A 13,751-nucleotide genomic window follows, 5' to 3' on the forward strand; every position below is an offset into this window, starting at 1 on the left:
CCTATATGCAACAGTTTCTGGTTTCCGGCGGCGCCACCTTAAAAGGCGACGTCGTTATTTCCGGCGCTAAAAATGCCGCTTTACCCATTTTATTCGCCACTATTCTGGCTGAACAACCCTCAGTGCTGAGCAATGTGCCTGTGCTGAAAGATATTGATACCACCTTTAAACTGTTGCGTTTGTTTGGCGCTGATGTGGCAAGCGAAGGCCATCAGGTCACAGTGGATGCCACAGCCATCAACAACCAGGTGGCGCCTTATGAGCTGGTGAAAACCATGCGGGCTTCTATTCTGGCGTTGGGTCCGTTGCTGGCCCGTTTTGGTTATGCCGAGGTGTCATTGCCCGGGGGTTGTGCTATTGGCGCCCGTCCGGTCAACCTGCATATCGATGGTCTGAAAAAAATGGGCGCTGATATTGTCGTCGAAAACGGTTATATCAAAGCCAAAGCCAGCCGCCTGCAAGGTGCTCACATTGTGATGGATATGGTCAGCGTTACAGGCACAGAAAACCTGATGATGGCTGCTGTACTGGCGGACGGTGTCACTGTGATTGAAAACGCTGCCCGTGAACCAGAAGTGGTGGATTTAGCCAAATATCTGACGGCTATGGGCGCTCAGATTGAAGGTGCCGGCACCGACAGTATCCGCATTACCGGCAAAGCCAGGCTGTTAGGGGCTGCCCATACCGTATTACCGGACCGAATTGAAACCGGTACTTTCCTGGTGGCTGCTGCAGTCACAGGTGGTGATGTGACCTGCCGTAATACAGACCCGACCGAACTGGAAGTGGTGCTGGAAAAATTACGCGAAGCCGGAGCAGAAGTCACAACAGGCGCTGACTGGATCCGGCTGAATATGACAGGCCGGGTACTGAAATCGGTCAATATCAAAACGGTGCCGCACCCGGGTTTTCCAACCGATATGCAGGCGCAGTTTACTGTGCTGAATGTGGTGGCAGAAGGGGTGGGTCTGGTCACAGAAACCATTTTCGAAAACCGCTTTATGCATGTGCCAGAACTGCAACGTATGGGCGCAGATATTCAACTGGAAGGTAATACGGCCCTGGTGAAGCATACCGCCAGCCTGACCGGTGCCCAGGTGATGGCGACGGATTTACGCGCGTCAGCCAGCCTGGTGATTGCTGGCCTGGTGGCTCAGGGGCAAACTGTGGTGGATCGTATTTATCATATCGACCGCGGTTATGAGCAAATCGAACACAAACTGCGTGGCTTAGGCGCACAGATTGAACGTATTAACGGCTGATTGAAAGCCTGTTTTTGTTCAAGAAAAAGCCGGCAATGCCGGCTTTTTAATTCAGTTCCTGAATTACCACCGGAATGGTCAGATTCTGGCCTTGCCGGTCTACCAGCATATTCAGCGTGGAGTTCGGGGCCGTTTCGGCAATAATATCCAACGCATGGTGCACACTGGACAACTGGACGCCGTTAATCTGCCGCAGTATATCGCCGGTTTTGATACCAGCAATGGCGGCAGGACTTAAGGGTTCAATAGAAGTAATACGCACACCATACAGGGTTTGTGCTGTGGAGATTAAGGGTTCACCGGCCTGATTCACCACGGGATCGCCGCTGACGCCGAGATAACCGCGGATCACCCGGCCGTGCTGGATCAGTTTCTGCAATACGCTGTTGGCCAGTTTGTACGGCACGGCAAAAAAGATGCCCTGAATATCCTGATTACGCTGACGCTGAAAAGCAGCTGTGTTAATGCCGACCAGAGTGCCGTTGCTGTTGATAAGCGCACCACCTGAGTTCCCGGCGTTAATGGCCGCGTCCATTTGCATAAAGTCGGCATAGCCATTGGCAGGGCTCAGACCGGCCCGCCCTGTCGCACTAATCACCCCTTGGGTAATGGCCTGTCCCAGATTAAAGGGGTTACCTATGGCCAGCACCAAGTCACCAACCTGTGGATCAATGCTGGCATCTTGTGGGATCACGGGCAGATTGCTGGCTTCGACATAAAGTACAGCCAGATCGGTGAGCTGATCCTGACCAATCAGTACTGCATCAAAGACCCGGCCATCCTGCAAAGCCACCGAAATCTGGTCAGCACCGTAGACCACATGGTAGTTCGTCAGAATATAACCCTGCGCATTCATAATGACGCCAGAACCCAATTCCTGACGCTGAATAGTGCGGTTTTGATAAGACCGGGGATCAGCGGATGTCGCTTTGGTATAGACATTGACCACAGCCGGAGCGGCAGAGCGCACCGCACGGGCATAAGACACAGGTTCGGCTTTGGCTTGTTCTGCAGACGTGAACAGCAATGGCGTATTACTGAAGAAAATCAGCCAAATCATGGCAGCGGCAAGACCATAAGCAATACTGCGCAACAGGCTGAACAAAATTTTTGACACGGAGATTCAATAAAAAGTGAATAGTGTCAAAAGCATAACACTAAATGAATGGTTGCAGTAGCAAGCCTTTGGCCTGCTACTGCAAAATAGTTAACGGATCAGAATGTATAAGATACGGTTACCCCGTTGAATTTGCAGCGCTGTGGTGCCAGAGGCTTTACTCAGTAATTCCCTCAGCTCTTTGGTGTTGCCCACTTTAATGCGGCTGACCCCAATGATCAGATCATCCTTTTCCAGGCCAATCATGGCGGCAGGCGAACGGTTAGCCACGTCTTCCACCAGCACGCCGTTTTCGCTGTCTTTCAGCGTGGCACCTTCCAGCATGGGGTGCAGGGTTTTAGCTTCAGCAACTGTATCTTCGCGGGCCTGCAGTTTGGCAGTCAGCGTCAGCTCTTTGTCTTCGCGCAGAATACCCAGTTTAATTTCTTTGCCGACGCCCAAAGTGGCCACTTTGGCCTGCAGTTCAAGGAAAGAGTCGATGCGTTTGCCATTTAAGTGGGTAATCACATCACCGCTTTTCAGGCCGGCTTTTTCGGCCGCCGAACCCGGCACCACCTCTTGCACAAAACCACCTTTATTGGCTTTGACATTCATGGACTTGGCAATTTCCGGGTTCAAATCGCGGCCTGTCACCCCAAGAGCGCCACGACGCACTTCACCAAACTCAACAAACTGGGACACCAGGTTTTTCATCATATTGGCCGGAATGGCAAAACCAATACCTATATTGCCGCCGTTGGGGCCCAGAATCGCGGTGTTGATGCCGATCAGTTCACCTTTCAGGTTCACCAAAGCGCCACCGGAGTTGCCGCTGTTAATAGCGGCGTCGGTCTGAATAAAATCTTCGTAGCCTTCAATACCCAGGCCACTGCGGCCCAGTGCACTGACGATACCTGAGGTGACAGTCTGGCCTAAACCAAAAGGATTCCCTATGGCGATGGTGAAATCACCGACACGCAACGCATCGGAATCGGCCAGTTCAACCTGGGTCAGGCCGTCGGCTTCAATTTGCAGCAGCGCAATATCACTTTCGGGGTCTTCACCAATTTTTTTGGCTTTTAACACTCTGCCATCTTTTAGGGTGACTTCGATTTCGGAAGCATCGTTGATCACATGATGATTGGTCACCACATAACCTTTTTTTGCATCAATAATGACGCCAGAACCTAAACCACGGAATGGCTGTTCCTGGCGCAATTCGCCACGACCAAAAAACTGCTCCAGCCCGCCTGGTAACCGGGCCCGGACTTCACGGCTGCCTGCCACTGAGATATTGACCACGGCAGGGGTGACTTGCTCCAGCATAGGCGCAAGGCTTGGCATTTCCTGCGAGTCAGAGCCGAAAAAAGGAATTTTTGCCTGAGCTGGCGCTACAGGCGCCAGCACCAAGGCCGTCAGAATAGCTGCGGTTAAAACAGAAAACTGCGACTTCATAAGAGGTAATGCTCCTTACAGGGACGACGCCACTAAGAATGCGTTACCAGTCAAAAAGTTCAATTGTCTGAAGCAGTTCGCTCAGTGGTTGAACGCATCAACCCGCTGGCATCAGCCGAATAATCCAGCGGCTGGTGTGAAGCCTGATCGTTCACTTTGCGACGCTCATCCAGTTTATGAATTGACTGGCGGATTTGGGCCGCGGTGTCGCCAGCTAAATAATTGACGTCACTGCGGGGTTCAAAACCAGGCCGTTCAATTAACTGCATTTTGGTTTGTGCCATATGGCGGGCTATTTTGTCATAGTGCTCATGCAGCTGATTCATCAACTGATGAGTGGTCTCTATATGTTCAGTGACATCAGTACGGTACTGCTGTAACTGTTGTTTGGTGTCATTCAGTTCCAGCTGCAATTTGTTCTGATTAAACTGACGTACACAATAAAACCGGGTTGCCACTATGCCAACCACCAAACCTGCAATTAACCAGGCCAAGGCAAAAGTAACAGTCATATCCACTCCTGATAAATAATCTCGTCCAACAACAGTTTAACTCAACTTGTTATCCAAAGTGGTAGAGCATGTTACTATTACGACCATTATCTAAGGCTGAAACAGTAGTTTTTCAATCCGTCGTATGACCACTCCATTACAAAAATATCAGCAGGACCTGACCCGGGACGATTTCCAGTTTGATGCGGCGCAGCAACATGCAGTGAATCAACTGCAACGGTTGTTTGATGATTTTGTCAGCCGCACTCCGGCCAAAGCCAGTCTGTGGCAAAAACTGACAGGGAAAGCCATTGCAGAGCAGCCGCTCAAAGGGCTGTATTTTTGGGGAGGGGTTGGCCGGGGTAAAACCTATCTGGTCGATACCTTCTATGAGTGCCTGCCCACTCAGCGCAAGTTACGTATTCACTTTCACCGCTTTATGCATAAAGTACATGACGAGCTGAAAACCCTTGCCGGTGTCTCTGACCCGCTGAAAGTGGTAGCGGACCGCTTTAAAGCGGAAACCGATATTTTGTGTTTTGACGAGTTTTTTGTGTCTGACATTACTGATGCGATGATTCTTGGCACCCTGATGCAGGAATTATTTGCCCGCGGTATTACCCTGGTGGCCACGTCCAATATTGAACCGGACGGCCTGTACCGTAATGGTTTGCAGCGGGCCCGTTTCCTGCCAGCTATTGCATTGATCAAACAGCACACGCAGATCGTCAATGTCGACAGCGGCATTGATTACCGGCTGCGTACGCTGGAGCAAGCCGAAATTTACCACTCCCCTCTGGATGAGAAAGCCGAAGCCAATTTGCATTGTTATTTCCAGGCTTTGTCGGTTGAACCCAGACAGGATGCGGTCGCCATTGAAATTGCTGGCCGAAAATTGCAAAGCCGCAAAGAGGCGGATGGCATTATCTGGTTTGAGTTTTCAGAGCTTTGTGAGACCGCCCGTAGCCAATACGACTATATGGAATTAAGCAAACTCTACCATACGGTGCTTATCTCCAATGTCACCCAAATGGGGCAAAGCAAAGACGATGTGGCGCGGCGTTTTATTGCGCTGGTCGACGAGTTTTACGAACGTCATGTGAAGCTGATTATTTCTGCTGCGATACCGATGGAACAGCTGTATACAGAAGGCATTCTGTCTTTTGAGTTCAAGCGCTGCCTGAGCCGGTTGCAGGAGATGCAGTCGCGTGACTATCTGGCGCGCGAGCATTTACCGTAATTTTTAGTGAAGTGGCTGTTTTTTGTTAATTCCTCCTGTATAATCCCGCGCCGGCCCACGTTACAGCCTGAAATCTGCCTTAGCCAGGCAGTGTTGTACTCGAAGGGGTACGTTCAAGCGATCCGGTGAAGGCCGGATTATAGGTGTAACAGCTTTATTTAATTGGGTAGTTTTTGATGAAAACTTTTACTGCTAAACCAGAAAGCGTACAACGCGACTGGTACGTTGTTGATGCTTCAGGTAAAACCCTGGGTCGTCTGGCAACAGAAATCGCCGCTCGCCTGCGTGGCAAGCACAAGCCAGAATACACTCCTCACGTTGACACCGGCGATTACATCGTTGTTGTAAATGCTGAGAAAGTGGCTGTGACTGGCAAAAAAGCACAAGACAAAATGTACTACTCTCACAGTGGTTTCCCAGGCGGTATCAAAGAAATCAACTTTGAAAAATTAATCGCCAAGAAACCGGAGATGGTACTGGAAGCTGCTATTAAAGGCATGCTGCCAAAAGGCCCACTGGGCCGTGCTATGTTCCGTAAACTGAAAGTGTATGCAGGCGCCGAGCATCAACATGCTGCTCAGCAACCGCAAGTATTAGACATCTAACGGGAGCAGAACATGGCAACTAATCAATATTACGGTACTGGTCGTCGTAAGACCTCTACAGCTCGCGTATTCATCAAAGCAGGTTCAGGTAACATCGTTATCAACCAACGCTCTATCACTGAATACTTCGGTCGTGAAACTGCTCGTATGGTTGTAATGCAGCCGTTAGAGCTGGTGGATATGGTTGGCAAATTTGACCTGTACGTCACTGTTAAAGGTGGTGGTATCTCTGGTCAGGCCGGCGCTATCCGTCACGGTATCACCCGTGCGCTGATGGAATTCGACGAATCTCTGCGTCCAGCTCTGCGTAAAGCCGGTTTCGTTACACGTGACGCCCGTCAGGTGGAACGTAAGAAAATCGGTCTGCACAAAGCACGTAAGCGTCCACAGTACTCCAAACGTTAATTCGTTTGTTGTCTGCCAAAAACCCGGCTTTATGCCGGGTTTTTTTATGGCTGCAACCGGCCTTTCATGCCAGAGCACCTTTGTGGTTTTATTGCAAAGGCCGCCTGCACGCTGCCAACAAAGTTTGCAGCTGAACCTGTCTTTCCTTACTGAATCTGCTAAGTTTTTTGACAAAGTTTTAGCCTGGGTCATTGTCAGTTTTAATAATTTGTGAAAGGGCCATTTACACTGTGATCGGCGAGGGGCATTCGTCGAAAAAATGCCGCTCAACCTCAATTGAATTGGGCTTAATCCTTGTGTAAAGCAGGGCTTTTCTTTATGATCCGCCGTATTTTTCAACTTATAATAATTGCTGAAAATCAGCCGCTTAAAAAAACAACATTTAAGCGTTTAACGTGGAGATGAGTGGATGAGCAATGCGCCTGTAGACCATGGTCGCCGCCGCTTTCTGACCATTGCGACCTCTGTGGTCGGTGGGGTTGGTGCGGTTGGAGCTGCTGTTCCCTTTTTAGCATCCTGGAATCCGAGTGAAAAAGCTAAACAAGCAGGTGCTGCGGTGACTGCTGATATTAGCAAACTCGAAGACGGGCAGCTGATCCGGGTAGAGTGGCGAGGCAAGCCCGTGTGGATCGTCAAACGGACTCCGGCCATGCTGGAAAGTCTGGCAAAAGCTGAAGAAAAACTGCGTGACCCGGCTTCTGAAGAACCACAACAGCCAGATTATGCCAAGAACCAGCACAGGTCGAAAAAACCAGAAATTTTCGTGGCTGTGGGGATCTGCACGCACTTAGGCTGTTCTCCAACCTATCTGATCAATGATTTTGCCGCGCAGGTTGAAGGTATTCCTTCCGGTTTCTTCTGTCCATGCCACGGGTCAACCTACGACATGGCCGGCCGGGTCTTCTCTGGTGTACCAGCACCGAAAAACCTGATGATCCCACCTTATATGTTCGTCGACGACACCACCATTCTGATTGGTGCAGATGAGGGGACAGCCTGATGTTTAAAAATCTGATGAGCTGGATTGAATACCGCATGCCATTTATGGAGAAGATGAATCTCCACGTGCTGCAGTACCCAGCGCCAAAAAACTTTAACTTCTGGTACTTCTTCGGCTCTCTGGCCATGCTGGTACTGGTCAATCAGATCCTGACCGGTATCTGGCTGACAATGAACTTCGTTCCTACGTCAGAAGGCGCTTTTGCTTCTGTTGAATACATCATGCGTGATGTCGACTACGGCTGGTTGCTGCGTTATATGCACTCCACCGGTGCTTCGGCGTTTTTCGTCGTGGTCTATCTGCACATGTTCCGCGGCATGATGTATGGCTCTTACCAGAAGCCACGTGAGCTGCTGTGGATCTTCGGTATGCTGATTTTCCTGGTGCTGATGGCGGAAGCCTTTATGGGTTACCTGCTGCCTTGGGGCCAGATGTCGTTCTGGGGTGCTCAGGTAATTATTTCCATCTTCGGTGTGATTCCGGTGATTGGTGATGATTTAACGCTGTGGATCCGGGGTGACTACGTGATTTCCGGCGCGACGCTGAACCGTTTCTTTGCCCTGCACGTGATCGCTTTACCTCTGGTGCTGGTGATTCTTGTGTTCCTGCATATTATCGCATTGCACGAAGTGGGCTCGAACAACCCGGACGGTATCGACGTGAAACGTGCCAATGACGGTACGCCTTACGAAGACAACGTGTCTGAGAAGTTCAGCTTCCATGAATACTTCACCAAAGGTGGTAAGAAAATTATTGTGGATGCCATCCCATTCCACCCTTACTACACAGTAAAAGACATTGTCGGTGTGGTCGGTTTCCTGCTGGTGTTCTGCTGGGTGATTTTCTTTGTGCCTGAAGGCGGCGGTTTCTTCCTGGAACCACCAAACTTTGAACCGGCTAACCCAATGAAAACCCCTGAGCACATTGCGCCAGTGTGGTACTTCACCCCCTTCTACGCCATTTTGCGTGCAGTTCCGGACCAGCTGTTTGGTGCCATTGCAATGTTTGTGGCCATTATCCTGCTGGCACTGCTGCCTTGGCTGGACCGTTGCCCGGTGCGTTCAGTGCGCTACCGCAGCACTTTCCACAAACTGAACCTGGTGAACTTTGTGATCAGCTTTATCGCTCTGGGCGTGTTAGGTGTGTTGCCAGCAACTCCAACTTACACCCTGTTTGCACAAATTTTCTCGCTGACCTACTTCGCTTACTTTGGCCTGTTATGGTTCTACAGTAAAAACGAAAAAACCAAGCCGCTGCCAGTGAGGTTATCATAATGATGAAGAAGTTATTGACTGTGCTGGCGCTGGTTGCATCTGGCGCTGCAATGGCGGCAGGTGGCCATGCGGTGCACCTGGACAAAGCGCCCATCAACCTGCATGACAAAGAGTCGCTGCAGCGTGGCGCCCGCATTTTCCAGAATTACTGCCTGGGTTGCCACCAGATGCAGTACCAGCGTTATTCCCGTACTTTCCGTGATCTGGGGATTCCGGATGACGTGGGCATGGAAACTCTGGCTTTTGGCGCGGAAAAAGTGGGTGAACACATCACCAACGCCGCTCCCAAAGAAGACCTGGCCCGCTGGTTTGGTGCCGCACCACCAGATTTAACCAACGTGGCCCGTGTTCGTGGTCCGGACTGGATTTACACTTACCTGCGTTCCTTTTATGTGGACCCAAGCCGCCCATTTGGTGTGAACAACAAAGTGTTCCCAATGGTGGGTATGCCTCACGTACTGCAGGAATTGCAAGGGGTGCCCTATGAAGCCACTGAAACCCGTCTGGTCGACGGTGTGCCTGTGGAAGTTCATGTGGGTATCAAAACCGATGGTTCAGGTGAGCTGAGTACGGAAGAATACGACCGTACTGTGGCTGACCTGGTAAACTACCTGGAATATGTGGGTGAACCATCCAAGCTGGAATCTCACAGCTTAGGTATTAAGGTCATGATCTTCTTAGTGATCTTCTTTATCTTTGCGTTCCTGCTGAAGAAGGAATACTGGCGCGACGTGCATTGATTGCACAAGCCACGCCGATAAAGGGGCCAAAAGGCCCCTTTGTATTTTTGCCCCACTTATGGAGGAAAACATGAGTCAACACGCCAACAGACGTACTGGCATGACCTTATTTTCAGACAAAGACGAACTGTACAGCCATCTGGTCCGGATTGTGCTGGCAGAAAAAGGCGTGGCCTACGATTTAGTGTTAGTGCGGCCAGAGCAAGTGCCGGAAGATGTGTACGAGGTCAATCCCTATGGCAGCCTGCCCACTTTAATTGACCGTGAGCTGTCGGTTTTTAAAGCGCCCATTATCAATGAATACCTGGACGAGCGTTTCCCACATCCGCCTTTGATGCCGGTGTACCCGGTGGCCCGTGCCAACAGCAGGGTTATGATGCACCGTATTGAACAGGACTGGTTCAGTCTGGCTATCAAGGTACTGAATCACAGTGACGATGCGGCCATAGCCCGCCGTGATTTGCGTGAAGGTTTGCTGGCGATGGCGCCATTGTTTCAGGAACATCCGTATTTTATGAGTGACGAATTCAGCCTGGTTGATTGTTATCTGGCCGCCTTATTGTGGCGTTTGCCTGCGATGGGCATTGAGCTCTCCGGTATGGGCAGCAAAACGCTGAACCTGTATATGGGCCGCATCTTTGAGCGCGATGGCTTTCAGCAGTCTCTGACCAGCGCAGAACGCGAGATCAGAAGAGGGTAATTTCATGGAAATGACATCCAACAAGCCGTACTTAGTACGGGCCTTTTACGAATGGATTGTCGATAACAATCTGACGCCTTACCTGGTGGTCAATGCGACTTTGCGTGGAGTGAAAGTGCCTCAGCAGCACGTGCAAAACGGCCAGATCGTGCTGAATATTAACCCTTCAGCTATTGGCAATCTGCAAATGGGCAATGACATCATCAGCTTCAATGCCCGTTTTGGAGGCCAGCCTTTTGCGCTTTCTGTGCCATTAAAAGCTGTGCTGGCGATTTATGCCCGTGAAAACGGTGCTGGCACTATGTTTGAAGCCGAGACGGAAGAGGACGACATCGAACTGGACAGCGAAGAGCATTTGCCAGAGCCGCCAGAACCCACGTCCCCTGCCGGCAAAAAAGTGTCTCACCTGAAAGTGATCAAATAAGCGCAAGCGGGCGTTTGCCCGCCGCATTATTTCAATTCCGAAGCCACTTGCCAGAAAGCCCGCAGCAGCGGTTCGTGCAGGCGTTTGGACAACACACATAAGCCCAAATTAAATGGCGTAAATTCATCTGGCGGGCTTAAAAACCGCACTCTGTCTTTGGCCGGGCTTTGTAACGCCACGATAGAAGGTGCCAATGCGACACCTGTGCCCAAAGCCACCATACTGACCATGGCTTCATGGCCTTCCACCTTGGCGACAATTTTCGGCTCTATCCCCCTGGCTTTACGCCACTGCTCAAAGCGTTCCCGCAGCGGCCCATGTTCGGGCAGGATCAGTGGCACCTGGTCCCAGGGCACCGGGTTTTGGCTGAGTAAGTCATTGGCTTTACAGGGGATCACTGGGGCTATCAGCTGCAGCTGCACCTTGGCAATGCTGCGAAACGCCATATTCATTGGCAAATGTTCGGGGTAGACTGCCAGCGCAATATCAGCTTCATCCTGTTTCACTTTATCCAGCGCCTGACCGGCGTCGCCGGTGATCAGCTTAATTTCGGCCAAAGGGCAAACCAGCCGGAATTTATCCAGAATGGCAGGCAGGTGGCTGAAACTGGCGGTGACAGTACAAAACAGCCGGATTTCGCCGGTCAGGTTTGCACTGTTTTGGTTCAGGTCCAGCTGCAGCTGATGCCACTGTTCCAGGTAATTTTTGACAAAACTTTGCAACCGGATACCGGCGGCCGTTAAGCGCACCGAGCGGTTGTCGCGGATAAATAATTCCACATTCAGTTCCTGCTCCAGCCGCTGAATGGTGCGGCTTAAGGTGGAGGGGCTGACATACATCTGTTCACTGGTACGGGCAAAGTTCAGGCTGCTGGCCAAATGCAGAAATAACTGGGCAGTGCGGATATCCATTCTGTGTTGCATAAAGTGAAATACTGTATTGTGAATATATCACTTCACGCAATGAATGCACTGTTTTATTCTCAGTCGCATCAAAACAGTGCGAAGTGTCAGCCACTGTTACGCTGTGCCAGAGAGCCGGCCCAAAGAATATGTGAGACCTGTATGAGCAATTATTTCAACACCTTAAATCTGCGTCAGCAGTTAAAGCAGTTAGGCAAATGCCGCTTTATGGCCAAAGAAGAGTTTGCCAATGGTTGTCAGCTGTTAAAAGGCTGGAAAGTTGTGATTGTAGGTTGTGGTGCTCAGGGCCTGAACCAAGGCTTGAACATGCGCGACTCTGGCCTGGATATCAGCTACGCACTGCGTGCCGAAGCCATTGCTGAAAAACGGAAGTCGTTTCAGAGCGCTTCATCCAACGGTTTTAAGGTAGGCACTTACGAAGAGTTAATTCCAACGGCTGACCTGGTGTTAAACCTGACGCCGGACAAGCAGCACACTTCAGTGGTGCAGGCCATTATGCCATTGATGAAAGAAGGCGCGACGCTGGCGTATTCGCATGGGTTCAACATAGTGGAAGAAGGCACCCAAATTCGTAAAGACATCACAGTGGTGATGGTGGCACCGAAGTGCCCGGGTACTGAAGTGCGCGAAGAATACAAACGTGGTTTTGGTGTGCCAACGCTGATTGCGGTGCACCCGGAAAACGACCCGAAAGGACAAGGTTTAGAAATTGCCAAGGCGTACGCTTCAGCCACAGGCGGCGACCGTGCCGGTGTACTGGAATCGTCCTTCGTGGCGGAAGTGAAATCCGACTTAATGGGTGAACAAACCATTCTGTGTGGCATGTTGCAGACCGGGTCCATCCTGGCCTACGACAAAATGGTGGCTGAAGGTATTGAGCCAGGTTATGCCGCCAAGCTGATCCAGTTTGGTTGGGAAACCACCACAGAAGCGCTGAAACACGGCGGTATCACCCATATGATGGACCGTCTGTCGAACCCGGCGAAGATCAAAGCTTTTGATCTGGCAGAAGAGTTAAAAGTAAAACTGCGTCCGCTGTTTGAAAAACACATGGACGATATTATCAGCGGTGAGTTCTCCCGCACCATGATGGCCGACTGGGCCAATGACGACAAAAATCTGCTGGGCTGGCGTGAAGAAACCCGTCAATCCGGTTTTGAAAGTGCACCAGTGTCGGACGAACAGATTGCCGAACAAGACTACTTCGACCGCGGCATCTTGTTTGTGGCCATGGTCAAAGCCGGGGTAGAACTGGCATTCGAAACTATGGTGGCGGCTGGCATTGTTGAAGAATCGGCCTATTACGAGTCGCTGCATGAAACGCCGCTGATTGCGAACACCATTGCCCGTAAGCGCTTGTATGAAATGAACGTGGTGATTTCAGACACCGCCGAATACGGCAACTACCTGTTCAGCAATGCCGCAGTGCCACTGCTGCGCGATTTTGTGAACCAGTTAAGCACTGAATATGTAGGCAAAGGTTTAAGTTCAGCCGCCACAGGCGTGGACAATATCCGCCTGATTGCGGTGAACGAAGCGATTCGTCAGCACCCGGTTGAGCAGGTGGGTAAAAAGTTACGGGGCTATATGACCGCAATGAAGAAGATTGTCGGTGAGTAGCGAGGCTCCCTAAGCCTCAACCCCAGGTACCGAGTTTTTACGTGGACCTTGGTTGTTTGCCCGGCTATGCCGGGCTTTTTTTTGCCTGATCGCGGCAAGTTCCGATTTCCTGATTATCGTCTTCGCTTGTTGGTAGATGGATGTACTGACTGTTAACTGCTGATCTTGTGTTCTTTTATTTTTTTTGATGGGGAAAGATCGCTTAGCAAAGAGTTCGCCTTTGGCGAGGTACTTTCTTTTGTCTCGCCAAAAGAAAGTACCCAAAGAAAAAGCGACCCCAGGTCGCAGCGAAATCCCGGCTCAAAATCGTACGTCCAAGGCGGCTGGGCAACTCGCTCGTCACTACCGTTCCTCACTCAAACACTCCCAGCCTTAAAACCTTGGCCTCCCAATTTTGCCCGGCTCGCACCCTAATGGGGAATTGGTGCCAGTAGTTGAAGTTAACTAGTTTTATGGTGCGCTAAGAGCGAATTGCTGACGTTAACGCCCGCCACACACGCGAGCAACTTGTTGCAA

14 protein-coding genes are annotated in these 13,751 nt (G+C 50.8%); 10 read left to right on the forward strand and 4 right to left on the reverse strand.

What is annotated here, in order from left to right; genetic code table 11:
- Positions 1-5: 5 nt before the first annotated feature.
- Positions 6-1,262, forward strand: coding sequence for a UDP-N-acetylglucosamine 1-carboxyvinyltransferase (murA, locus tag WKJ04_RS03855; RefSeq protein WP_337879190.1), 1,257 nt, complete (start codon positions 6-8; stop codon positions 1,260-1,262).
- Between the two features lie 46 nt (positions 1,263-1,308).
- On the opposite strand, the gene WKJ04_RS03860 is transcribed toward murA, so the two are convergent.
- The 3 genes from WKJ04_RS03860 to WKJ04_RS03870 form a co-directional block, all read right to left on the reverse strand.
- Positions 1,309-2,379, reverse strand: a complete 1,071-nt coding sequence (locus WKJ04_RS03860; protein ID WP_337879191.1) for a trypsin-like peptidase domain-containing protein — start codon at positions 2,377-2,379, stop codon at positions 1,309-1,311.
- Between the two features lie 90 nt (positions 2,380-2,469).
- A complete protein-coding gene (locus tag WKJ04_RS03865; protein WP_337879192.1) occupies positions 2,470-3,813 on the reverse strand; it encodes a DegQ family serine endoprotease in 1,344 nt (447 codons plus the stop codon).
- 59 nt (positions 3,814-3,872) lie between these two features.
- Positions 3,873-4,325: a DUF1043 family protein gene (locus tag WKJ04_RS03870; protein ID WP_337879193.1), complete on the reverse strand. Its 453-nt coding sequence runs from the start codon at positions 4,323-4,325 to the stop codon at positions 3,873-3,875.
- A gap of 124 nt (positions 4,326-4,449) precedes the next feature.
- On the opposite strand from WKJ04_RS03870, the gene zapE reads away from it, so the two are divergent.
- The 8 genes from zapE (at position 4,450) to WKJ04_RS03910 (ending at position 10,692) form a co-directional block, all read left to right on the forward strand.
- The gene (gene zapE, locus WKJ04_RS03875; protein ID WP_337879194.1) at positions 4,450-5,544 is read left to right on the forward strand and encodes a cell division protein ZapE; all 1,095 of its coding nucleotides are present in this window, start codon (positions 4,450-4,452) and stop codon (positions 5,542-5,544) included.
- 176 nt (positions 5,545-5,720) lie between these two features.
- Entirely contained in the window at positions 5,721-6,149 is a 429-nt protein-coding gene (gene rplM, locus WKJ04_RS03880) for a 50S ribosomal protein L13 (protein ID WP_337842842.1), read from the forward strand.
- Positions 6,150-6,161: 12 nt separating this feature from the next.
- Positions 6,162-6,554 carry a 30S ribosomal protein S9 gene (gene rpsI / locus WKJ04_RS03885; protein WP_337842843.1) on the forward strand — a complete coding sequence of 131 codons (393 nt, stop codon included), beginning with the start codon at positions 6,162-6,164 and terminating at the stop codon, positions 6,552-6,554.
- Between the two features lie 409 nt (positions 6,555-6,963).
- A complete protein-coding gene (gene petA, locus WKJ04_RS03890) occupies positions 6,964-7,554 on the forward strand; it encodes a ubiquinol-cytochrome c reductase iron-sulfur subunit (RefSeq protein WP_337842844.1) in 591 nt (196 codons plus the stop codon).
- Between the two features lie 14 nt (positions 7,555-7,568).
- Positions 7,569-8,828 (forward strand): cytochrome bc complex cytochrome b subunit, encoded by a 1,260-nt coding sequence (locus WKJ04_RS03895; RefSeq protein ID WP_337879312.1) that lies wholly within the window; start codon positions 7,569-7,571, stop codon positions 8,826-8,828.
- Positions 8,828-9,568 carry a cytochrome c1 gene (locus tag WKJ04_RS03900; RefSeq protein ID WP_337879195.1) on the forward strand — a complete coding sequence of 247 codons (741 nt, stop codon included), beginning with the start codon at positions 8,828-8,830 and terminating at the stop codon, positions 9,566-9,568. Before WKJ04_RS03895 ends, WKJ04_RS03900 begins: the two co-directional genes overlap by 1 nt.
- Before the next feature lie 70 nt (positions 9,569-9,638).
- Positions 9,639-10,268: a stringent starvation protein SspA gene (gene sspA / locus WKJ04_RS03905; RefSeq protein WP_337879196.1), complete on the forward strand. Its 630-nt coding sequence runs from the start codon at positions 9,639-9,641 to the stop codon at positions 10,266-10,268.
- Between the two features lie 4 nt (positions 10,269-10,272).
- Complete coding sequence (locus WKJ04_RS03910) at positions 10,273-10,692, forward strand: ClpXP protease specificity-enhancing factor (protein ID WP_337879197.1); 420 nt, start codon at positions 10,273-10,275, stop codon at positions 10,690-10,692.
- A 26-nt stretch (positions 10,693-10,718) separates the two neighbouring features.
- Here the strand turns inward: WKJ04_RS03910 and ilvY are convergent, their stop codons facing one another.
- Positions 10,719-11,615 carry an HTH-type transcriptional activator IlvY gene (gene ilvY, locus WKJ04_RS03915; RefSeq protein WP_337879198.1) on the reverse strand — a complete coding sequence of 299 codons (897 nt, stop codon included), beginning with the start codon at positions 11,613-11,615 and terminating at the stop codon, positions 10,719-10,721.
- Between the two features lie 141 nt (positions 11,616-11,756).
- On the opposite strand from ilvY, the gene ilvC reads away from it, so the two are divergent.
- The gene (ilvC, locus tag WKJ04_RS03920) at positions 11,757-13,235 is read left to right on the forward strand and encodes a ketol-acid reductoisomerase (protein WP_337879199.1); all 1,479 of its coding nucleotides are present in this window, start codon (positions 11,757-11,759) and stop codon (positions 13,233-13,235) included.
- The last annotated feature ends 516 nt before the right edge of the window (positions 13,236-13,751 follow it).

This window comes from Rheinheimera sp. (assembly GCF_037442345.1).
Lineage (GTDB): Bacteria > Pseudomonadota > Gammaproteobacteria > Enterobacterales > Alteromonadaceae > Pararheinheimera.